The 22,161-nt window shown below is 66.9% G+C and carries 20 protein-coding genes; 10 read left to right on the plus strand and 10 right to left on the minus strand.

Going from position 1 to position 22,161, the window contains the following annotated elements; all coding sequences use genetic code 11:
• Positions 1–52: 52 nt before the first annotated feature.
• The 3 genes from AC1VVG_RS27335 to AC1VVG_RS27345 are packed head-to-tail and all read right to left on the minus strand — an operon-like array spanning position 53 to position 4,886.
• Entirely contained in the window at positions 53–1,312 is a 1,260-nt protein-coding gene (locus tag AC1VVG_RS27335) for a cytochrome c (RefSeq protein ID WP_034191348.1), read from the minus strand.
• Positions 1,309–2,010, minus strand: coding sequence for a (2Fe-2S)-binding protein (locus tag AC1VVG_RS27340; protein ID WP_482836838.1), 702 nt, complete (start codon positions 2,008–2,010; stop codon positions 1,309–1,311). The genes AC1VVG_RS27335 and AC1VVG_RS27340 overlap by 4 nt, the downstream gene beginning before the upstream one ends.
• Entirely contained in the window at positions 2,007–4,886 is a 2,880-nt protein-coding gene (locus AC1VVG_RS27345) for a xanthine dehydrogenase family protein molybdopterin-binding subunit (RefSeq protein ID WP_482836840.1), read from the minus strand. The genes AC1VVG_RS27340 and AC1VVG_RS27345 overlap by 4 nt, the downstream gene beginning before the upstream one ends.
• 470 nt (positions 4,887–5,356) lie before the next feature.
• On the opposite strand from AC1VVG_RS27345, the gene AC1VVG_RS27350 reads away from it, so the two are divergent.
• Both AC1VVG_RS27350 and AC1VVG_RS27355 read left to right on the plus strand, forming a co-directional pair.
• On the plus strand, positions 5,357–6,904 hold the full coding sequence (locus AC1VVG_RS27350) for a sensor domain-containing diguanylate cyclase (protein ID WP_069704746.1): 1,548 nt from the start codon (positions 5,357–5,359) through the stop codon (positions 6,902–6,904).
• Between the two features lie 263 nt (positions 6,905–7,167).
• Positions 7,168–7,443, plus strand: a complete 276-nt coding sequence (locus tag AC1VVG_RS27355; RefSeq protein WP_034191344.1) for a hypothetical protein — start codon at positions 7,168–7,170, stop codon at positions 7,441–7,443.
• A gap of 208 nt (positions 7,444–7,651) precedes the next feature.
• Here the strand turns inward: AC1VVG_RS27355 and AC1VVG_RS27360 are convergent, their stop codons facing one another.
• Both AC1VVG_RS27360 and AC1VVG_RS27365 read right to left on the minus strand, forming a co-directional pair.
• Positions 7,652–8,707, minus strand: a complete 1,056-nt coding sequence (locus tag AC1VVG_RS27360) for an aldo/keto reductase (protein ID WP_124669975.1) — start codon at positions 8,705–8,707, stop codon at positions 7,652–7,654.
• An 81-nt stretch (positions 8,708–8,788) separates the two neighbouring features.
• On the minus strand, positions 8,789–9,370 hold the full coding sequence (locus AC1VVG_RS27365) for a flavodoxin family protein (protein ID WP_482836842.1): 582 nt from the start codon (positions 9,368–9,370) through the stop codon (positions 8,789–8,791).
• Positions 9,371–9,488: 118 nt separating this feature from the next.
• On the opposite strand from AC1VVG_RS27365, the gene AC1VVG_RS27370 reads away from it, so the two are divergent.
• Together AC1VVG_RS27370 and AC1VVG_RS27375 are read left to right on the plus strand one after the other, a co-directional pair.
• Positions 9,489–10,394: a LysR family transcriptional regulator gene (locus AC1VVG_RS27370; RefSeq protein ID WP_034191341.1), complete on the plus strand. Its 906-nt coding sequence runs from the start codon at positions 9,489–9,491 to the stop codon at positions 10,392–10,394.
• A gap of 77 nt (positions 10,395–10,471) precedes the next feature.
• Complete coding sequence (locus AC1VVG_RS27375; protein WP_034191340.1) at positions 10,472–11,506, plus strand: succinylglutamate desuccinylase/aspartoacylase family protein; 1,035 nt, start codon at positions 10,472–10,474, stop codon at positions 11,504–11,506.
• 117 nt (positions 11,507–11,623) lie between these two features.
• On the opposite strand, the gene AC1VVG_RS27380 is transcribed toward AC1VVG_RS27375, so the two are convergent.
• The 3 genes from AC1VVG_RS27380 to AC1VVG_RS27390 all read right to left on the minus strand — a co-directional run bounded on the left by AC1VVG_RS27380 (position 11,624) and on the right by AC1VVG_RS27390 (position 14,322).
• Complete coding sequence (locus AC1VVG_RS27380) at positions 11,624–12,598, minus strand: PLP-dependent cysteine synthase family protein (protein ID WP_241510309.1); 975 nt, start codon at positions 12,596–12,598, stop codon at positions 11,624–11,626.
• A gap of 11 nt (positions 12,599–12,609) precedes the next feature.
• Positions 12,610–13,017 (minus strand): MAPEG family protein, encoded by a 408-nt coding sequence (locus tag AC1VVG_RS27385; RefSeq protein ID WP_482836845.1) that lies wholly within the window; start codon positions 13,015–13,017, stop codon positions 12,610–12,612.
• Positions 13,018–13,350: 333 nt separating this feature from the next.
• Positions 13,351–14,322, minus strand: a complete 972-nt coding sequence (locus AC1VVG_RS27390) for a GlxA family transcriptional regulator (protein WP_059556559.1) — start codon at positions 14,320–14,322, stop codon at positions 13,351–13,353.
• Positions 14,323–14,434: 112 nt separating this feature from the next.
• On the opposite strand from AC1VVG_RS27390, the gene AC1VVG_RS27395 reads away from it, so the two are divergent.
• The 3 genes from AC1VVG_RS27395 (at position 14,435) to AC1VVG_RS27405 (ending at position 17,135) form a co-directional block, all read left to right on the plus strand.
• A complete protein-coding gene (locus tag AC1VVG_RS27395; RefSeq protein ID WP_049030610.1) occupies positions 14,435–15,151 on the plus strand; it encodes a GNAT family N-acetyltransferase in 717 nt (238 codons plus the stop codon).
• A gap of 25 nt (positions 15,152–15,176) precedes the next feature.
• On the plus strand, positions 15,177–16,055 hold the full coding sequence (locus tag AC1VVG_RS27400; protein WP_185732937.1) for an SDR family oxidoreductase: 879 nt from the start codon (positions 15,177–15,179) through the stop codon (positions 16,053–16,055).
• Between the two features lie 156 nt (positions 16,056–16,211).
• Positions 16,212–17,135, plus strand: coding sequence for a recombination-associated protein RdgC (locus tag AC1VVG_RS27405; RefSeq protein WP_049030612.1), 924 nt, complete (start codon positions 16,212–16,214; stop codon positions 17,133–17,135).
• A gap of 96 nt (positions 17,136–17,231) precedes the next feature.
• Here AC1VVG_RS27405 and AC1VVG_RS27410 read toward each other — a convergent pair whose 3' ends face one another.
• Both AC1VVG_RS27410 and AC1VVG_RS27415 read right to left on the minus strand, forming a co-directional pair.
• Positions 17,232–18,302 carry a hypothetical protein gene (locus tag AC1VVG_RS27410; RefSeq protein WP_482836847.1) on the minus strand — a complete coding sequence of 357 codons (1,071 nt, stop codon included), beginning with the start codon at positions 18,300–18,302 and terminating at the stop codon, positions 17,232–17,234.
• A gap of 257 nt (positions 18,303–18,559) precedes the next feature.
• Positions 18,560–18,961, minus strand: coding sequence for a hypothetical protein (locus AC1VVG_RS27415; protein WP_482836849.1), 402 nt, complete (start codon positions 18,959–18,961; stop codon positions 18,560–18,562).
• A gap of 528 nt (positions 18,962–19,489) precedes the next feature.
• Here AC1VVG_RS27415 and AC1VVG_RS27420 point away from each other — a divergent pair.
• Genes AC1VVG_RS27420 through AC1VVG_RS27430 form a run of 3 tightly spaced genes read left to right on the plus strand, consistent with a single transcriptional unit; the run spans position 19,490 to position 22,158 of the window.
• On the plus strand, positions 19,490–20,050 hold the full coding sequence (locus tag AC1VVG_RS27420) for a GNAT family N-acetyltransferase (RefSeq protein ID WP_124609823.1): 561 nt from the start codon (positions 19,490–19,492) through the stop codon (positions 20,048–20,050).
• 58 nt (positions 20,051–20,108) lie between these two features.
• Complete coding sequence (locus tag AC1VVG_RS27425) at positions 20,109–21,056, plus strand: ABC transporter substrate-binding protein (protein WP_482836851.1); 948 nt, start codon at positions 20,109–20,111, stop codon at positions 21,054–21,056.
• Between the two features lie 52 nt (positions 21,057–21,108).
• Complete coding sequence (locus AC1VVG_RS27430) at positions 21,109–22,158, plus strand: LLM class flavin-dependent oxidoreductase (protein WP_482836853.1); 1,050 nt, start codon at positions 21,109–21,111, stop codon at positions 22,156–22,158.
• Positions 22,159–22,161: the final 3 nt, after the last annotated feature.

A 22,161-nucleotide genomic window follows, 5' to 3' on the forward strand; every position in this document is an offset into this window, starting at 1 on the left:
CGAGCGCCGGAAACCGGCTGCCTCGCGCACGATGCCCCGCCCCGGGCACGACTTAACGCATCGCCTTCACGTCGGCCGGCGTGACGCTCGCGGGCTGGCCGCCCCACGTCGCGCGCAGGTAGTTCGCGAGCTGCGCGAGCTCTTCGTCGCTGAGCGTACGCGCGAAGCCCGGCATCGCCTGCAGGTTTTCGAAGCCGGCGAACTTCTGCTCGTCGATACCGTCGAGCATCGCGACCAGCAGGTTGCGCGGATCGCCCTGGCGCACCGTCGAGTTGCCGTTCATCGGCACCGCGACGTGCGGCTTGCCTTCGCCGTTGAAGCCGTGGCACCCCGCGCAGACCGCCAGATACACCGAGCGGCCCGCCGCGAGCTGCGCGGCATCGGCGGACACCGGCTTCACCGGTTGCGGCGCAGGCGGCGTATCGCCGAGCAGGTACACCGACAGCGCGCGCAGGTCGTCCTTCGTCATGTATTGCGTGCTCAGGTGCACGACCGGATACATCTCGCCGAACGCCGAGCCTTGCGGCGCAATGCCGACGCCGAAGAACGTCTGCAGGTCGGTGCCCGTCCAGCCGCGCGCGGCGAGGCCGGCCGGCGTGATGTCGGGCGCGGCCACGCGGCCGAGCGCCGCGCCGGCGAACGGCTTCGCACCGTCGAGCTGGCCCGTGAACGCACGCGGCGTATGGCATTCCGCGCAGTGGCCGAGCGCGCCCGCGAGATAGCGACCGCGCTGCCAGTCGGCGGATTGCCCGACCGACGCGTCCGGCAGGCTGTCCTTCAGGAACACCATGTCCCAGAAGACCATGCCGAAGCGCAGGTTGTACGGGAACTTCAGGTCGTGCGCGCGGTTTTCCTGCGCGACGGGCTTGACCGTCATCAGGTACGCGTACATCGCATCGGCATCGGCGCGCGTGAGCTGCCGGTACGACGTGTACGGCATCGACGGATACAGGCGCTTGCCGGGCGCCTTGCCGTCGTGCAGCGCGGCGTAGAAATCGTCCGCGCTCCAGCTGCCGATCCCGTGATCCTTGTCGGGCGTGATGTTCGAGCCGTAGAACGTGCCGAACGGCGATTCGAGCGCCGCGCCGCCGGCGAACGGCGCGCCGTCCTTCGCGGTGTGGCACGCCGCGCAGTCGGCGGCCTTGACGAGATAGCGGCCGCGCGCGACCTGGTCGGCGCCGGGCGCGCCGGTAGCCGCGCTCGGGACCGGCGTGTCGTGGCCGCCGCACGCCGCGAGCAGCAGCGCGCAGGCCGCCGCGAGCGCGGGCAGGCCCGCGGCCCGCGCGACACGAAAAGCGAATGTGCGTTTCATGCGGCGTCCTTCACGAGTCCCGGCGTCGCCAGCACCACGTCCTTGACGGCTTCGTAGTAACGGACATAGCCCGTGCAGCGGCAGATGTGCGCGTCGAGCGCCTCGGTGATCGTGCGCTCGACGTCGGCCTTCGCGATCGGCTCGCGCTTCAGGCGTTCGATCAGCACGGTCGCCGCGTTGACGAAGCCCGGCGTGCAGTAGCCGCACTGGAAGCTGAAGTGCTCCAGGAATTTCTGCTGGATCGGCGACAGCTCGACCACTTCGCCGGCTTCGTTGCGCTTCGCGTGGCCTTCGATCGTGCGGATCGAACGGCCGTGGAAGAAGTGCGCGCCGGTGATGCAGGTGCGCATCTCCTCGCTGGTGCCGTCCGGCTTGTCGACGATCACGACGCATGCGTGGCAAATGCCCTGCCCGCAGCCGAGCCGCGAACCGGTCAGACCCGCGTACTCGTGCAGGAACTCGATCATCATCAGCCCTTCCGGCACCTGCATCGGGCCGACGGACTTGCCGTTGATATTGACCGACAGCGGCTTCTGCTGGAACCGGACGAGCGGCCGCTCGACGGCGGCCGGCGCAGCCGGCGCGGCGGGCGCGGCGGCAACGGATGCCGGTGCGGCCGAAGCCGCGGCCGGTGCGGAAGCGCCGGTCGCAGCCGCGCCGGCGCTCGCGGCCGAAGCCGCGGTTTGGGCGGTCGTCATGCGAGCACCTCCTGAATCTTTTGCGGGGTCACCGGCAGGTCGGTGAAACGATGGCCGATCGCGTGCGCGATGCCGTTCACGATCGCGCCGACGACGGGAATCATCACCACTTCCGCGACGCCCTTCGGCGGATCGGTCTCGGACAGCGGCGGCAGCACGTCGCCCGTTTGCGTCCACACGGCGACGTCCGACGCGCGCGGCAACTGATAGCGGTTGAAGTTCCACGTGCCGTTGCCGGGGCCGTCCTCGTAGAGCGGCAGGTACTCGTGCAGCGCATGGCCGATGCCCATCGCGAGGCCGCCCTGCAACTGGCCCGACACGAGCTGCGGCGAGATCTGGTTGCCGCATTCCATGATCGAGTGGTGCGTGAGCAGCTCGACCTTGCCGGTCGCTTCATGCACGGCCAGCTCGACGAGCGTGCCGACCGCCGTGTAGTACGTGACGGCCGCGTTGTTGCGGCTCGTCGGCGGGATGAACACGCGCTTGCGGTCCAGCACACGATAACCGTTCGCCGTCGGCGCCAGCGTGCCGTGCATCGCGGTCGCGCCGGCCGGCGCGGCGGTGCCCGGCACCGGGCCGCTGTCGGCGCCCGTCTTCGGCGCGCCGACACGCAGCGACAGCCCGTCGATCGGCAGACGTTCGACCGTGCCGCCCACTTCGAACTCGGCATCGGTCCACTGCCAGCGGTTGAACACGTGCACGACGGCGCCGGTCGGCAGGCCGAGCGCATGCGCCTGCTTCGCGAGCTGTTCGAACGTCAGCGGCTCGAGGCCGTCGGCGGTCAGCTTGCCGTCGACCCAGCGCGCGTCCTCGATACGAATCGTGTACGGCGCGGCCTGGCCGCCGCCGAGGCCGCGCGTCCAGATCGACATCGCGGCCGGCCACAGGCCGTAGCGGAACACCGCACGTGCGGCTTCGCGCGTGCTGTGCGTGAAGTAGTACGCCGAGTTCGTCGCGCTCGATGGCGACGCGTAGCCCGGCGACCAGCGCGGGTTCGCGCTCAGGCGATCCTGGTCGGCCTGCGACATCAGGTACGGATCGCCGCTCGTCTCGACCGGCAGGTCCGGCCATTCGGTCACGGCCACACGCACGTCCGTCGCCGGACGACCGAGCCATTTCGCGACCGCGACGGCCTGCGACGTCGACATCCCGGTGCCGATCTCGGCTGCCGTGTGCTGCAGCGACACCTTGCCGTTCTCGTCGAACTCGACCTTCGCGAACGACGCTTCCGCGCCCGTGCCGAAATCCTTCTGCACGCATGCGAAGCCGACGCCGTAGCGCTGGCCCGGGTGCGCCGCCTCGAATTCGGCCTTGCGCGCGACGCGACGCGTCCACAGCGGATGCTGCCTCGCGCGCTCCAGCACCTCGTCGACGCGCAGCGCGCCGGCGGGAATCGCCCCCTGCGTGTTCTTCATCCCCGAACGCAGCGCGTTGCGCAGACGAAAATCGATCGGATCGATGTTCAGCTGCGCGGCGATCTCGTCGACGGCCATCTCGGTCGCGGCCATGCTCTGCAGCGTGCCGTAGCCGCGTGCGGAGCCGGCGTCGATCGCGCGCGACGCGATCGCGACGGCGGCGAGGTCGCTCTTCGGGAAGTAGTAGATCGATTGCGCGGCCGTGGCGCCGACCATCGCGACCGACGGCGAGAAGTTCGAGCGCCCGCCGCCGTTCGCCTCGAAGTCGCCCTTGAACGACTGCAGCAGGCCCGTGTTGCGGTCGACCGCGATCCGGTAGCGCATCTTGAACGCGTGACGCTTCAGCGACGTCTGGAACTGCTCGTAGCGATCGTTCGCGAAACGCACCGGACGCCCGTCCGCGTACAGCGCGCAGACGAGGCCGTAGAACGGCACGTTGAAGTGATCCTTCGAGCCGTAGCCAACCGTGTAGCACGGATGCACGAACAGCTTCTTCACCGGGAAGCGGCATTTCGCGACCATCGCGGCCGCGTTCTCCGACACTTCGAGCGGCGACTGCGTCGGCACGACGAGGTGCAGCGCCTGCGTCGCGGCGTCGTACCAGCAGTTCGCGTTGTCGGGTTCGAGCGCGGCCGTGTCGACCGACTGCGTGTTGTATTCGCGCTCGAACACGAGCCAGTCGGCCGACGGATGGTCGAGCTCGTCGGCGATCTGCCCGGCCAGGAACATGCCCTGCTCGTCGAGCTTGCCGTGCTCCTTGCCGTCCGGCCACACCGGCAGGTGCTTGCGCATCATGCTCGGGAAGATCGGCGCGTCCTTCAGGCTCGAATAGACATCGTCGTCATAGGCCGTCTTGCCGCCCACGCGCACGTAGCGGAAGGTCCCCCACGGGTCGCGCTCGAGCGGGCCCGTGACCGCGCCGTAGCGGATCACGTCGTCGCGGAACTTGAGCGCGTTCTTCGCGAAACGGAAGCGCGCGAAGTCGTGATAGATGAGGATCGCGACCGCATGACCGAGGTACGCGGGCGTCTTGCCGGCCGGCAACAGCATGTCGTCGCCGTAGAACGCCGGGAACGCGACGCCGTCGCGCGCGAGATCGTCGGCCGTGACCACGCGGTCCGGCTTCAGGTCGTCGCCGAGCAGCGACAGGTCGAAACCCTCGTACGCACGGTCGGCCTGCGTGACGCGCAGGATCAGCGCATGCGACTGCTGCTGCGGCCAGTGCGGCATGTCGGCGGCGCGCACGTCGCGGGCGAACACTTTCGCGCCCGTGACCTTCGCGATGCCGTCGATGCGGAATTGGGGGATGCCGGTGACGCTATCCCATTTGACAGGGGTGAGGAGTTTTTCTTCGAAGAGCGCCGCGAATGCGCGGCTGCCGAGGGGCGCGACATACACCGCGACGCCCGCCAGCACGCTGGCTTTCAGAAAACCCCGCCGTGACAGGCCGTGGTTTTTCATTGGGGGGAACCTCCTGATGCGGCTCGGACGGCGATCGGGTGTCGCGACGTTCGGAGCGGCGCGCATTCTGGCATTGTTTTAGATATATCGCCTATAGTATTTCCCGCATGAAATACTTATTGAATTTCTTATAACTGGATTCAGCCGGGCTGCGGCGGGCGGTCGCGGCGCACATTCGTCCGCGTCGACCGCGGGTTCGCTCCGGCCCCGGCCATCCTGGCGGCATGCGGCAAGCATGCGCGATGCATCGTTCCGCTCGCAGCGATGCGGCCCGCGCGCCGGCGAATGCGCAAGACTTTCGCAGGCAGCGCTGACGCCCCACCTCCGACGCGGTGCGCGGTGCTGCCGGCCGGCCCGCATCGCGCATTTTTCATGGTAATGTCGTGCGCATCCGGCACCGGCCGGTGCTTCCGCCACGTGCCGTGCGGGCACCGCCAGCCATCGCGACATCGTGTCGAGGTAAAAAGACCATGGCAGTCAGGACATCCCTCCTGAACTCCGTTCTCGCCACTCCTCCCTCCGGCAACCACCGCGTGACGGCCGCGCTGCGCCCGTCGATGCTCGTGACGTTGTTCGAGGACGTGCGCCCGATGGCGCTGTCCGGGCTCGCGAGCAGCTTCGTCGCGGCCGTCGCCCTGCTTCGGCTGCAGCAGCTCTGGTGCCTCGCCTGGCTCGTCGCCGACTTCGGCCTGCTCATCGCGCGGCTCGCGATCGCACGCGCGTACGCCGTGCGGCGCGATGCCGGCGACGACCGCGCCGAATACTGGGCGATGCGCTACGCGCCCGTCTCGCTCGTCGCGTGCTTCGTGCTCGGCCTCGGCGTGATGGGCTGCGTGCAGGCCGTCGACGTCGAGCTCGGCACGCTGTCGGTGATGGTCGCCGGCGGCGTGTTCGGCGGGATCGCGTCGCGCAATTCGGCGCTGCCGCGGCTCGCGATGACGCAGGTCACGCTCGGCGTGCTGCCGATCGGCGTCGGCGCCCTGCTCGCCCACCGGTCGGGCGCCTGGCTGCTGGTGCCGCCGCTCGTGATCTACCTCGCCGCGATGCGCACGGTCGTCCAGCGACACTACCGCGTGCTCGTCGCGCTGATCGCCGCACGCCAGCGCAACGCCGAACTCGTCGCGCGCTTCGACGCCGCGCTCACCTATATGCCGCACGGCCTGTGCATGATCGACGGCGACAGCCGCGTGATCGTCGCGAACCGGCGCACCGCGCAGCTGTTCGGATCGCCGCGCGAGATCATGCTCGATGCGCCGTTGCCCGACGTCGTTGCCGCGCTCGGCGCGAACGCCGTGGCCGATTCCGGCGCCGGCCTCGCCGCGCAGTGCAACGCGTGGCTGCGCCGCGCCGAACCGGAGCCGTTCGACATCGCGCTGGCCGACGGCCGCCAGCTCGAACTGACGCGCCATCGCGTGCCGGACGGCAATGCGGTGATCATCGTGGAGGATGTCACCGCGCGCCGCCAGACCGAACAACATATCCGCCACCTCGCGCGGCACGATGCGCTGACGGGTTTGCCGAACCGCCACGAACTGCATGCGGAGCTCACGCGACGGCTCGCACGCCGGCCGCGCCTGCCGGGCCCTGCCTTCGCCGTCATGTATCTCGATCTCGACGGCTTCAAGGCGATCAACGACCGCTTCGGCCACCAGGCCGGCGACGAAGTGCTCACGCAGGTCGCCGAGCGGCTCGGCAAGACGCTGCCGCCTGGCGAGCTCGCGGCGCGCATCGGCGGCGACGAGTTCATCGTCGCGATCGACGACACGACGATGCAGGCGTGCTCGGTCCTCGCCGCGCGCATCATCCGGCAGGTCTCGGCGCCGTACGCGCTGTCGATCGGCGAGACCGTCTGCATCGGCATCAGCATCGGCATCGCGCTCGACGACGGCCACGGCTCGCCCGACGAACTGATCCGGCAGGCCGACAGCGCGCTGTACGACGCGAAGTCCGCCGGCAAGGGCATCTACTGCTTCTACTCGAGCGGCAGCCGCCGCGTGGTGCCGGCCGCCGCGAGCTGACCGGGCAGCGCCTGCGCCGCCCGCCGCCTCACCGTCCTTTCCCTGCCCGTCGTATCGTCCCGATGAGTCAATTCCGAAACGCATGACGGGTTCGCGCGTGACGTCGCGCATTCGCGTGTCACGTGACATGTTCCGTAACATCGCCGCGTGCCGCGCATCATGTTGACGGCAGAAGCCGGCACGTTCGACGCAGTGCAAGGCTTTTCATGGTTGGCACCCTTATTGCTCCCTGTCAGGGAAACAGGTTGTCAGGGAGACCCAACATGAATACCGTCGAAGTCCTCAGCCGCAGCGAAACCATCGACGAACTGGATGTGATCGACGGCGCATCGCTGATCCGCCGACTCGTGTCCGAGCGCCGCATGCCGGCCGCGCGCGAAGCCGCCTGCGTCGACAATCCGCCGCTGACGCTGTACGGCGCGTTTCGCCAGGGCATCGCCGATCACGGCACGCGACGCGCGAATCCGTATCGCGCCGGCAGCCGTTTCTGGGCACTGTGGGAAGAAGGACGTCTCGAAGCTGAAACATCGGGCCGATAAGCCGGTCGCACGCGCCGGCCCCTGTCGCGACAAGGGACCGGCGCGAAATTCGATGCCCGGATGCGGCCCGCCACGCGCCGCATGCATTCAACGCTGCAACATCCGCGCGATCTCGCGTTGCCGTTCTCGTCGATCGAAATGAACCTGTCGCGGTTGACGAAGCAACGAGGTCGCCTGGCCCGCTCGAACGCCCGCGAGGCGTGCCGGCTTATTTCGACGCGACGCCCGTAAAAGGCCGCGGCACCCTGCTCGCGTCCTGACGATCGATCATCCAGCCCGGATAGGCGGGCGGCAACGCACTCACGGCGTCCAGGCCGGCCAGTTCATCCTCGGTCAGGACGACATCGACCGCGCCGAGATTGTCTTCGAGCTGCTCGATCCGTTTGGCGCCGACGATGACGCTCGTGACATGCGGCTTCGCCAGCAACCAGGCCAGCGCGATCCGCGCGACCGAGACCCCGTGCGCGTCGGCGATCGAGCGCATCGCGGCAACGCACGGCCACGCGCGCTCGAGGTCGACCGGCGGAAAGTCGAAATGACTGCGTCGCGAGCCGTCCTCGGCGGACGCACCGGGACCGAACTTCCCCGACAGCAACCCGCCGGCAAGCGGCGACCAGACCAGCAACCCCATCTGCTCGTCGATCGCGAGCGGCACCAGTTCGCGCTCCACGTCGCGTCCGGCGATGGAATAGTAGGCCTGCAGCGTCTCGAAGCGCGTCGCATGGAGCCCCTGGCTCAGGCCGAGCGCCTTGCCGATTTTTCCCGCGCGCCAGTTGGAGACACCGACATGGCGAACCAGTCCCTGGCGCGTCAGATCGTCGAGCGCGCGCAACGTCTCCTCGACCGGCGTGACGGAATCGCTGGCGTGTATCTGGTAAAGATCGATGTGGTCGACCTGGAGGCGTTCCAGGCTGCGCTGCACGGCGTCCATGATGTGGCCGCGCGACGCGCCCTGGTCGTTGGGCTTCGGGCTCATCGCGCCGGCCGTCTTGGTCGCCAGCACGATCTCGTTGCGCGGGACGCCGATGTCCCGCAGCGCCTGTCCGACGAGGCGTTCGGACTGGCCGAACGAGTAGACGTCGGCGGTATCGATGAAGTTGATTCCCGCGTCCAGCCCGCGGGCAATCAGCCGGGTCGCATCGCGTTGATCCAGTGCGCCGATCGCCGCCCACATGCCGGCATCCGCATTGCCGCCCAGCGTCATCGTGCCGAGACACAGCTCCGAAACATACAGGCCGGTGCGGCCCAGTCGCTTGTATTTCATGGTTGTTTTCCTTCAGGATCGGCTGAAAAAACGCGGTGGCGTCCTGCCGGACGCACCGCGCATGCAAGGACTTCGGATGACTCAGCGCTGCCCGGTCCGAAACCGTCCCGCGATCGTCGCGATGCGTGCGCCGTAGCGGCGGGCGGTCTCGAGATCCCCCGGCGACATCTCGTCGGGCGACGCGTCGGCCGGCGTCTGCGCCATCGGCGCGATATAGGAGCCCATGCGGTTCAGGTCGTCACGTGCCGATGCCTTCAGGTTCGCCGGCTTGATGTCCATGCTCACCCAGATGCCGCCATGCTGCCCGGCCAGCAGAACGAAGTATTCGAGCGTATTGAGCTTGTCGCCGTTGATGCTCGCGCTGTTGGTGAAGCCGCCGAAGATCTTGTCGCGCCACGCGCCGTCGAACCAGGCCTTCGACGACGCATCGGCGAACTTCTTGAACTGCCAGCTGGGGCCGCCCATGTAGGTCGGCGAGCCGAACAGGATCGCGTCGGCGCCGGCCAGCGTGTCCCACGCGTCCTCCGTGATGTTGCCGTCGGCGTCGATCGCGACGAGTACGGCACCGGCGCCCTCGGCGACCGCCGCGGCCAGCCGTCGAGTATGGCCATAGCCGGAGTGGTAGACCACGGCCGTCCTGGCCGGAGAAACGTGTTGCGTCATGGTGGTGCCCTTCCATCGAGGTCGTCGTCGGGTGACGACGTCGGAAAGCACTCTACTGAGTCGCAACTGAGTTATAAATGATGGCCGATTGAACGTTCTGTTACTCCGTGAGTGAACAATGCAAAACCTCGATGCGCTGTTGATCTTTGCGCGTGTCGCCGAAATGACGAGCTTCACGCGGGCGGCCGAAAGTCTCGGCATCCAGAAAGGCCGTGTCTCGATGGTGATCCGTCAACTCGAGCGCGACGTCGGCGTGGCGCTGCTGCATCGAACCACGCGCAGCGTGCAGCTGACCGACGACGGCCGCGCGTTCTATTCGCGCGCACGGGACCTGCTGGCCGACGTCCAGGAGCTGCAATCGATGTTCGCCGCCGACGGCGCCCGCCTGCGGGGAAGGTTGCGCGTCGACATGCCGACCGAGCTGGCGCGCAGCGTCGTGGTTCCCGCGCTCCCGCAACTGATGGCGGCACACCCGGAGCTGGAACTGGAGCTGTCGAGCACCGATCGGCGCGTCGATCTCGTGCAGGAAGGATTCGATTGCGTGATCCGCCTGGGTCCGATCGTCGACGAAACGCTGATCGCCCGTCCGTTGGGCCGGCTGCGCATGATCAATGCGGCAAGTCCCGGTTATCTGGCGCGGTATGGCGTACCGCATACGCTCGACGACCTGCTCCGCGACGGCCACCGGATGGTCCAGTACTCGCTGACGCTCGGCGCCCGGCATGCCGGCTGGGAATATCCGAGCGGCGACGGTTATGCGACGCTTGCGCTGCCGAGCGCGATGCAGGTCAACAACGTGCAGACCTATCATGCGGCCGGGCTTGCCGGCATCGGGTTGATCCAGGCCGGTTATTCAGGGGTCGCGACTCACGTCGCCAGCGGCGCGCTGGTGGAAGTGCTGCCCGACCTGCGGCCGGAACCGCTCGCCGCGTCGCTCGTCGTGGCCCATCGGCGCAATCTGTCGCCGCGCGTCCGGGCGTTCATGGATTGGATCGAACGGGTACTGGCGCCGTATTTCGATTGAGGGCACGTGGAGGTTCGGCGCGGCACACCGCCGTTTCCCGATAAGATGGCAGATTCCGTTCATCGAACGAAGCTGCCATGACCGCCTCCTCTTCACACCGCAATCCCATTCACTGCGAAATCGATCTCGACGCGCAAGGCAAGCACGCGGGCTACCTGCGGCTGCCGCATTCCGTGCACCGCTCGGCATACGGCTGGCTGCCGATCCCGATCGCGTCGATCCGCAACGGCGACGGCCCGGTCGCGCTCGTGATGGCCGGCAACCACGGCGATGAATACGAAGGCCAGATCATCGTGTCGCAACTGATGCGCGAGATCGAACCCGAGATGGTGAGCGGGCAACTGATCCTGCTGCCGATGGCGAATTTCCCGGCGGCCGATGCCGGCCTGCGCGTGTCGCCGCTCGACGAAGGCAACCTGAACCGCAGCTTCCCCGGCGACCCGACCGGCACGCCGACGCAGATGATCGCCCACTACATCGAGCACGCGCTGCTGTCGCGCGCGCAGTACCTGGTCGACCTGCATTCGGGCGGCAGCTCGCTGCTGTACCAGGGCGGCAACATGCTCGCGATCGATCCGCTCGACGCCGACGAGGCCGCGAAGCTCAACGGGCTGCTGGTCGCGTTCGGGTTGCAGAATGCGCTGCTGCATGCGCCGAATCCCGTGCATTCGGCGTCGGCCGCGCGCCGGCAAGGCGCGATCTCGATCGTGACCGAACTCGGCGGCGCCGGCATGGCCGATCCGTCGCTGATCCGGCTCGGCCGCCACGGGCTGCTGCATTACCTCGGTTATATCGGCCTGCTGCACGGCGCGCTCGTGCCCGACGCGCCGCCGACCGTCACGCGCTTCATGCGTGTCGACGGCGATCGTCATTTCGTCTATGCGTACGAGCGCGGGCTGTATGAGCCGCTCGTCGAACTCGGCGACCAGGTGAAGGCCGGGCAGCCGGCGGCATGGGTGCATTTCCCCGATACGCCGTTGCGCGAACCGGTGCTGCACCGGTTCAAGGGCGATGGCGAGGTGGTGTGCAAGCGCGTGCCCGCGCAGGTGCAGCGGGGGGATTGCATGTTTCAGCTGGCGGAGTTGTCGACGCCGCCGCGTGTCGTCGAGTGATCGACGCGACGGGCGCCCGGGGAAGTCGCGGATACCGGATGGCCTGCCCGCGACACGCGCCGCGAATGCAGGCGGTTGCCGCCCGGTGCAAAACGATGCGGCGCCGATGCATGGCCGTCAGGCGAGCGTTTGCGCGAACGACTTCAGGTACTTCATGCCCGTGTCGCACATGATCGTCACGATCGTGGCGTCCGGGCCGAGCCGTTCGGCAACGCGCAATGCGCCGGTTACGTTGGCGCCGGTCGACGTACCGCAGAACAGCCCCTCCTCGGCGGCCAGCCGGAACGCCATCGCTTTCGCGTCCTCCGTGGACACCCGCTCGAGTTCGTCGGCGATGCCGTCGCGCCAAAGCGGCACGACATAACCCGCGCCGATCCCGTCGATCTTGTGCGCCCCGGTCGCCCCGCCCGACAGCACCGCGGATTCGGCCGGCTCCACGCCGGCGATCCGAATGCGTGCATCGTGTTCGCGCAAGCGCCGCGAAATCCCGCGCAGCGACGCAGCCGTACCGACACTCTGGACGAAGCCGTCGAGACGCCCGCCGGTCTGTTCCCAGATCTCGTCGGCCATCTTCGTATAGGCATTGAGCTGATCGGTATTTTCCATCTGCGCAGTGATGTATGCGCCCGTCTCGCCGGCAATTCGATGCGCTTCGCGAATCATGTCCTTCGTCAACTTCTCGGTTTGCCTGCCGTTGTCGCTGGGAACGAGTGTCAGCTTCGCGCCGAGCAGACGCATGTGATCCAGTTTCTCCCTCGAGAACGCGTCCGATGACACCAGATGGAGCGGATGCCGCTTGACGGCGCACACCAGCGCAAGCGATACGCCCGTGCTGCCGCCGGTGTATTCGACCACCGCGCCGCCAGGCTTCAAGCGCCCATCGCGTTCGGGCGCTTCGATCATCTCGAGCGCGATCCGGTCCTTCATGCTGCCGGTCGGATTCTGACTTTCCAGCTTGACGAAAAGGCGCGCGCCGTTCTTTGGAACAACGTTGCGCAACGGGACGAGTGACGTGTTGCCAATCGTGTCGAGGAGATTGCTCGGCGTCGATTTCATGGTGACCTCTGAAAGAAGCGAACGGGTAAAACGCAAACAGGCGGCGGTTAGCTCGCGTGTCCGAGCAACACCACGGCGAACGTGAGCGTCGCCGCGAAGCCGGCCAGGAAAGCGATCGTGCGCACGACAGGAATGCCTGCGGCGTAGACGACGTAATGAATCAGCCGAGCGCCCAGATAGAGCCTGGCCGAGAACACCGTCGCCGGGCTGCTCGCCCCCGTCATCGCGCACATCAGCACGAGCGGGGCGAACACGGCGAGATTCTCGATCGCGTTCGCATGCGCGCACCGTGCACGTTCTGCCCACGGCGGACCGGGCGGAGCGGACGGGTCGGGATTGTTCAAGGCCGCCATCAGGCCATGCGTCGTGATTCTGGCCAGCATGTAGGGGATCCACATCAGCAGCGTCGCGATCGCAGTAAGCGTCAGCAGGTGGAGTTCGGGCGAGCGTGTCATCGGATGGGCCCTGTCGGACTGAAGGTGCAGGACGGATCTGCGGTTGCCGGAAATGCTTCGCAGTCTAGACGCGCGACGAGGCCCTCGCCATAGTCATAAATGACATTAATAGCGACAATCGCGACATCCCATCGATATGGAATTCACCCGTCTTTTTGATCGGGACGATGCATCGGCGAAACGTCGCGCAAACGGCCACGCGTCGCCCATCGGATTCATTCAGGCCGTACGCGACACCAGCTTGCCCGGGACCGGGCCCAGTGCGACATGACCGCGCAGGATTTCTTCAGGATTGCTTTCGAGATTGATCCAGCCTTCGTCGACGCCTCACGGTCAACGACCCAGCCGGCTGTTGGCCCGGAGCTCCCGCACCCCACGGCCGAGCCTGCGGCGCAACAATGCCCGCAACGTCGCCGCATCCGCATAGCCGACCTCGCTTGCGATCCTTTCCAGGTCGTACCCCATCGACACGAGATTCTGCGCCCGTTCGATCCGGAGATCCTGGAAAAACGCCAAGGGCGACTTCCCGAGTACCGCCTCGGTACGGCGCTGCAACGTGCGCGGCCCGACGGCCAGGGCGGCGGCGGCCGTCTGAAGCGAAAAACCCACGGAAAGATTCTCGCGAGCCCATCGCTCGAATCGAGCGACCAGCGGATCCGCGTGCGCAAGGTAATCCGGAATGACGTATTCGGCCTGTGACGAACGCTTGTCGATCAGCATGAAACGCGCAACGAGCGTGGCCAGTTCGGGACTCGCTTGACGCAGCAACCAGAGCGCAAGGTCGAGATGCCCCATTGCCGATCCTGCCGTCACCAGACGATCCGCAGCGACGACCATGCGCGAATCGTTCAGGTCCACGGCCGGATAACGTTGACGAAAGAACGGCGAGAGCGACCAGGTGGTCGTCGCCTCGCGATGATCCAGAAGCCCGGCTTCCGCCAGCACGAACGTACCGATGCAAGCGGCGGCGACGCCGACGCCATCGGCATGCCACGCCCGAAGGTGCGCCATTGCATCGCGCACATCCGGACGCTCCAGTGCCTCGATCAGGCGCTCCGGCTGTCTGATGCCAGGCGCGGGCACGACCACCCAGTCGACGTGGCGTACGCTGCTTGCCGGCTCCGCCAGCATGGACAGTCCGTGCGCGGTCCGGACGCGTCTGCGTACGCCCACTACCCCGACGTCGAAGGGCGGCACGGCAAAGCCCCGGGCAGCAGCCAGTTCATTGGCCATCGCGAAGGTATCCAGAAGCACCGTAAGGCCGGTGTCGAATAGCCCTTCAAGGGCCAGAATGGATAATCTCATGTCGCAAACACATCCATTAATGTCATTTACGACTATAGCCCGCTTTCCGGGGAAAACCTAGACTGCACAGCATTGCAGCGAAGATTCCAGCTGCCTGGCAAAGGGGAAAAGCATGAGCGGTTCGGAACCTGTCGGCCTCGACCATCCCGTCTGGTTGGCCCTCACGACGAAGCAGGCGCACCTCGGACAAGGTGACGCGCTCGCGCGTCGATACCATCCCGATGTGGCGCCTTTTGCCGCGCTGGCCGCCGAAACGCCCGCCGCATACCGGGCGCTCCAAGCCCTCTTACGGCCTCGCGAGCAACTCGCCTTGCTATCCGTCGAACCGATTGGCCCGGTCGACGGACTTCAAACAGAGCAAGCGGGCGTGATCCATCAAATGGTCGCCTCGCCTCTCGATGCGGGAAGGAGCGATAACGAGGCAATCGTTCGGTTAGGCGCCGCCGACGCGAACGATATGCTCGAACTGGCCCGGAGAACCAAGCCGGGACCTTTCGGCAAGCGGACCGTCGCAACGGGCAATTACATCGGCATTCGCGAACGGGGGCGTCTTGTTGCAATGGCCGGCGAACGCATGCGCATCGACGGATACGTCGAGATCAGCGCCGTTTGCGTGGATGACGCGCATCGCGGCAACGGACTCGCCGGGCGGCTCGTGAACGTCTTGCGGCGGGAAATCGGGCAGCGCGGCGAAACACCGTTTCTGCACGTATTCAGCGACAACGTTTCCGCGATTCGGCTGTATGAGGGCCTGGGGTTCCAATTACGTCGCACGTTTCATCTCAACCGCATCGGACAGGCTCACGCCGATTCGGTTGCGGCTCTCTAACCTTGCTTGCTGGAAAACACTCGACATGTCCAAAACCATTCTGATCACCGGCGCCAGCAGCGGCTTCGGCCGCGATACGGCGGAGACGCTCTCGGCGGCCGGGCACCGCGTATTCGCGTCGATGCGCGACATCGCCGGCCGCAATCGGCCGCATGCCGACGCCCTTCGGGCAACAGGCGTGCACGTCGTCGAACTCGACGTGACGGACGACGCGTCCGTCGAGCGCGCCGTCGCTTCCGTGCTGGACGATGCCGGGCATCTCGACGTCCTGGTCAACAACGCCGGTATCGGATCGGCGGGTATTTCCGAGGCGTTCACGACGAAGCAGGTACAGGCACTCTTCGACGTGAATGTATTCGGCATCCAGCGAACGTCGAGGGCAGTACTTCCGACTTTCAGGAAACAGGGCGAAGGCCTGATCGTGAACATCGGCTCGATACTCGGCCGCGTGACGTTTCCGTTCTTCGGTCTCTATGGCGCATCGAAGTTCGCGCTTGAAGCGCTGACCGACAGCTATCGTTACGAGTTGTCGACGTTGGGCATCGACGTCGTTCTCGTTCAACCCAGCAACTATCCGACGAATATCTTCGCGAGCGCGCAACGGCCCTCCGACGCCGCGCGCGCCCCCGGCTACGGTGAAGTCGGTGCGATTCCGGACAAGATGGTGGAGACCCTGATGACGCTGTTCGCGAGCGACGACGCACCGAATCCGCACGACGTCGCCGAAGCGATCGTGCAGTTGGTCGAACAAGCAAACGGTACGCGCCCACCGCGTTGGGTCGTCGGACAGTCATTCGGTACGGACGCCCTCAATGCCCAATCGGCCTCGATTCAGGCGCAGGTGCTCGACGGCCTCGGACTGGCGCACCTCGCCGAGCCGAAAAGACGATCCGCGGCGGCTTGAGGGTGCGGCCGACGCAGAAGCCCATATCGCCCAGCGGCACTGCCCTCGTCAGCTTCGCGCCGGCCGACGGCCGTCATTTCCGTCGAGGGCGATGACGGCTACTCACTGCTGAAGCCGTCCCTGTCATATAGAATGACGCGCTTTGCCCGTACACCTATGTGGTTCAAGAACCTTCAGCTTCATCGTCTTCCGGCGCCCTGGGCCGTTACCCCCGATCAGATGGAAAAATGGCTGGCGCCCCACGCGTTCCAGCCGGCCAACAGCCTCGAGATGCAGCGCCACGGCTGGGCGTCGCCGCGTGACGACGGCGCGCTCGTGTATTCGATCAACCGGCAGATGCTGCTGGTGTTTCGCGCCGAAAAGAAGCTGCTCCCGGCATCCGTCGTCAACCAGGTGACCAAGGCGCGGGCGCTTGAAGTCGAGGAACAGCAGGGCTTCAAGGTCGGGCGAAAGCAGATGCGCGAACTCAAGGAGCAGGTCACCGACGAGCTGCTGCCGCGCGCGTTCACCATTCGCCGCGACACCCGCGTGTGGATCGATACGGCGAACGGCTGGCTCGTCATCGATGCGGCAGCACAGGCGCTCGCCGACGACGTGCGCGGCCTGCTCGTCAAATCGATCGATCAGTTGCCGCTCGCCGGCGTTCAGGTGGCGCTGTCGCCGGTCGCCGCGATGACGGATTGGCTGCTGTCGGGGGACGCGCCGGGCGGATTCACCGTGGACCAGGACGCCGAGCTGCGCTCGACCGGCGAAGGCGGCGCCACCGTGCGATACGTCGGCCACGCGCTGGAAACGAACGACATGCGCCGGCACATCGAGGCCGGCAAGCAATGCATGCGCCTCGCGATGACCTGGAACGACAGGATCTCGTTCGTGCTGACACCGTCACTGACGATCAAGCGTGTCACGCCGCTCGACGTGATCAAGGAAGCCGCGGATCCCACTGCCCAGAACGACGACGAACGCTTCGACTCGGACGTCGCGCTGATGACCGGTGAACTCGCGCGGATGTTGACCGATCTCGTCGATATCCTGGGTGGCGATCAGCAGGACGCGATTCAACGGGCGGCCGCGGCCTGAACGCCTTCGCGGGGCGACGCTCGTCGGCCGCGCGCCGAAGCAGCCGCCGGCCGGCGTCGGCGCCGCTGCGATTGCGGGTTGCCCGCACGCCGGCCGTCAATCGGACGACGCCGGCGACGTGTTTCCCTGCGGCGCACCGCACTGATGACAATGCGGGAAGAAATAGAAATTCCGGCCGCCGCATCCGCATACGTTGAAGAGCCGCAATCCGCAATGCACGCAGAACGTGGCATCGTCGCCGCCGAGATTCCATTGCTTGTCGCATGACGGGCAGCGCTTTTTCTCGAGCGAGCGAACGGCCTTTTCGTATCCGATCGTCCGTGCACGTTCCCCCTGGTCCTGCTGCAGTTCGAGCCGCTTGCGTTCGGCATAACGCTGAAAGGCCTTCATCATGTAGAGGCCGGCGAATACCGTGAGCACAATGCCGACCAGGACCCGGACGTAGCCACCGAAATTCGGCAGGTACGGGACCAGTTCGATGAAAAACGCGCTCAGCGCGAACAGGCCGAAACCATAGACGAAAGGCCAATAGCGCGCGTTGCGGTAGCGGATGAACAACCCGATCGCGATCAGCAGGATCGGCAGCGTCAGCGCCAGCCGCAGTCCGAACACCTGCAACTCGTAATGCCGGGTCGCCGCGTCGAAGCGTTTTTCGGCTGCGGCGTCCGCGTCGGCGATCTGCGTGTCGACTTCAGTCTGCCGCGATGCCAGTGCCCGTTGCTGGTCGCCGATCGCGTCGATCTGATGCTGCCAGTTGGTCACCACCGCCTGGAGCGTATCGAGCTTGCGGGTTCTCGCCAGAATGTCCGGGTCCCTCGCACTGTCTCCCGTCGCCGAGCGGGTTGCCAGCCAGTTGCGGAAGCTTTCCTTCTCGGCCGCGTACGCCTTCGCGGCGCGGCCGCGCGCCACTTCCATCGTGCTCGCCTGCTCGGCGAGCGCGTCGCGCCGGGCCTGCAGATCGCGCCGCGCCGCGTCCAGGCGCGCTTTCGTCGGCGCATCGGCGAATTGCTCGATGACGGGCGGCCCGCCGCTCGGGGCGAACGCCATGTCGCGAATCACGAGACTGCCGAGCATGTTCAGAAAAACGGCGAAGACGATTGCAATCACCCATGAAGCGAGTCGCAGCAGCCGCGCTGGACGGGTCAGGCCATCGCTCGAAATCCTCATTGTTTTGCCCTTGTTGGAATGGTCATGACCGGATTTGAGTCAGCCCTTTCGGCTGCGCCGGTATTGCCGCCACGTCTTGTACAGGGACGGACGGCACGCGCGCTGGCCGATCATCCGCGCGCGACGGCCACTGAAGAATATCGCATGTTCAAGCGGCCCCTGAACGCCGTTCGGACCGGCACGGCAGCCAGGTACCCGTGTCGTCAGGTCGGCGCCGCTCCGCTCGGCCGGGCAGGTTCGGCATGCCGGCGCGCAAGCTATCCGAAAACGCGCGCCAAAATCGCACGAAGGCGTCGCGCGCGGTCTTCGAGGAGATAGGAGGCTGCCAGCGCAAAGAGCCCTGAAATGACGCCCGTCAGGATGTGCTCGACATAGGGGATGCGGTAGTGACTCGTGTGCGAATACGCGTCGCCCAGCGTCGTCAGGATGCCGACGACCAGCGCGTTGCCGAATCGGTGCGCGTAGAGTTTCGCCGCGGGCGTGAAAGTCAGGAGGACGGCCAGGAGTCCGGTAAGCAGGCCGGTATGAAAGGCAATGGTCCAGTGGGCAACGCTCATGATATTGCCCCAGCTTCCCGGCATGCAGGTCATGCATGCGCTGGTCGGCTGCCAGAAACGCTGCGCAAACAGTCTGACGCGGTGCTGCCACTCGGATGCCATGATGCATTCCCGTCAATGCCGTTGTCCCGGCCCACGCCACCACACGTATCGTCGAAACGGTTTGTTGACCTTCAAGGAGCTTGCCGCCCTCGTCACGGATGGGTTGGCCGTGCGCCGTAGAAGCCGGGCGATAGCGGGAGCATGGGGCAATACTACCGGCAAGATCGGCGCCCGGAAAGCCGATCGCGGCGAAACGCCACCTGCTCCTGTCGGCAAATCCCCCGCCTTCCTGTTCGTCGGTCACCCGCCAAACGGGCGTGGCTTCGCGCAGCACCCGGTTGCCCCACCCCACGCCGGTTGCGAGCCTTCTGACGCCGCCTGCGAAATCCTTATCGAAATTGCTTCGTTCGCCTTTGCCCGTCGCGCCGCTAACGTGTTCGAAACGGCGGCGGCGCGCCCCCGGCATCGCAGGATGCGCAGCAACCGCCGCCATCACGACAACCGCGCCGCGATAACGGAACAGACCGGATGGGCCGCGTGCCCGCACCCCGCCAGGAACGTCCGCATCGCGCGCCCTTCGCGATGCCCATGGCCACGAACGACCGCATCATCGACACGACGCCGCTCGACGTCCGCGCGCAACCGCTGATCGACGCGCTGATCGACGAGTATTCGACCCGTTACGACGCATACCGCCCGGACAGCCGCGCGTCCGCGCGCGACGAACTCGCGCGCTACCCGGCCGACCTGTTCGCGCCGCCCGAAGGCGCATTCGTCCTGCTGCTGCGCGACGACGAGACGATCGGCGGCGGCGCGTTCAAGCGCTACGACGCGCAGACCGCCGAACTCAAACGCATCTGGACGCGCACCGACCTGCGCCGCCAGGGCCTCGCGCGACGCATCGTCGAAGCGCTCGAACTGCGCGCCGCGCGGCAGGGCTACCGCCGCCTCTACCTGACCACCGGCTTTCGCCAGCCCGAAGCGTGGGCGCTGTACGACCGCACCGGCTATACGCGGCTGTTCGATGCGTCGATCGACCCGGAAGCGTATTTCCACCTGCGCTTCGGCAAGGATCTCGTCGATCCGTCGCGCACCTCGACGCTCGCCGACCTGTGGGCGCCCGTGCCCGAACCGGTGCTGCCGCGCTGAAGGCGCCGCGCCGGACACCTCATTTCTCGCCTTCCACCTTCCACCACAGGACGTTTTCATGCACCGAGCCGTACCGCTTTCTTCCCGCACCGTGCGCACGCTGGCCGCCGCGCTGATCGGCCTCACCGCCTTCGCTGCCGCGGCAGCCGCCGCGACGTTCGACCTGAGCCCCGAGCAGCGCGGCCGTCCGCGCGGCACGGCGGACGCGGCGGTCGAGCGCGCGGTGCCCGCGTCGTTCAAGTTCGCGGAGCCCGGCACGCTGACGATCGGCATCGCGCCGAGCCTGCCGCCGATCAGCTCGTATGCGACCGACGCGCGCACGGTGATCGGCTTCGACGCCGACATCGGCCAGCTCGTGTCCGACAGCCTCGGCCGCAAGCTGAAGATCGTCGCGCTCGCGTGGGCCGACTGGCCGCTCGCGCTCGAATCGGGGAAAGTCGACGCGGTGATCTCGAACGTGACCGTCACCGAGGAACGCAAGCAGAAGCTCGATTTCTCGACGTATCGCAAGGATCAGGTCGGCTTCTACGTGCGCAACGACAGCAAGATCCAGGCGATCCGCGAGCCGAAGGACGTCGCCGGCCTGCGCATCGTGACCGACGCCGGCACCAACCAGGAAAAGATCCTGCTCGCCCGGGATCGCGAGAACGTCGCGCACGGGCTGAAACCGGTGCAGATCCAGTACTACGACGACCAGGCGATGCGCATCGTCGCCGTGCAGTCGGGCCGGGCCGATGCGGTGTTCAGCGTGAACTCGGTGCTCGCGTACCAGAGCGCGCAGCAAGGCAAGACGCGGCTCGTCGGCGCGATCAGCGGCGGCTGGCCGCGTACGGCCGACATCGCGATCGCGACGCGTCGCGGCAGCGGCCTCGCCGATCCGCTGACCGTCGCGCTGAACGGGCTGATCAAGAACGGCCGCTACCAGCAGGTGCTCGACCGCTGGAACCTCGCGTCCGAAGCGATCGACCAGTCACGCACGAATCCGCCGGGGCTGCCGAAGAGCTGAACACCGCGCGCCACCATCGCCCATCCACGCTCACGCAGGAACGCCGCCCATCATGTCTTATTCGCTTTCGCTGCTGGACAAGAGTCCGATCGCCGACGGCGCGACCGCCGCCGACGCGCTGCGCTTCACCACCACACTCGCGCGGCGCGCCGAACAGCTCGGCTACGCGCGTTTCTGGGTCGCCGAGCATCACGGCACACCGGGCTTCGCGAGCTCGGCACCGGAAATCGTCGTCGCGCACCTGCTCGCGCATACGTCCCGGATCCGGATCGGCTCGGGCGGCGTGATGCTGCAGCACTACAGCCCGTTCAAGGTCGCCGAGACGTTCAAGCTGCTGGCCGCGCTCGCGCCCGGCCGCGTCGATCTCGGCATCGGCAAGGCGCCTGGTGGCCTGCCGCTGACCACACGCGCGCTGCAGTGGTTTCACGACAAGGCGCGCAAGCCCGACTTCGCGGGCCAGCTCGCGGAGCTCGACGCGTTTCTCGGCTGGGGCGTCGCCGAAGATCATCCGCTCGCCGGCGCGGTCGCGATGCCGGTGGCGCCGCAGCCGCCCGAGCGCATCCTGCTCGGCGGTTCGCCGGAAAGCGGTGCGCTCGCCGCGCGCAATGGCTGGCGCTTCTGCTACGCGGGCCATTTCAACGGCGACGATGCGAATCTCGAACGCTCGCTCGACGCATACCGCGGCGCGGGCGGCACGAAGCCGCTCGTCGCGCTGTATGCGGTCGCCGCGTCGACGCGCGACGAAGCCGAGCAACTGATCGGGCCGCTGAAGATCTTCAAGCTGCAGTTCGCGGGCGGGCAGAGCTTCAACCTCGCCAGCGCGCAGGCGGCCGCCGAATTCGCGCGGCAAAGCGGCGCGTCCGACTACCGGATCGACGAACTGCGCCCGACCGTGCTGGCCGATACGCCCGAGCGCATCCACCGCGCGCTCGACGCGTTGAGCCGGCGGCTCGACGTCGATGCATTCGTGATCGATTCGCCGGTGACCGACTACGCGGCGCGGCTCGCGTCGGCCGAATGGCTCGGCGGCGCGCTGTCGGCCACCCCGTTGCAGGCGGCCCTCGCGGCCGACCGCGCCCTCTCCCCTGACCAGAACGCGTGACGC

The organism is Burkholderia sp. L-4, assembly GCF_056856535.1.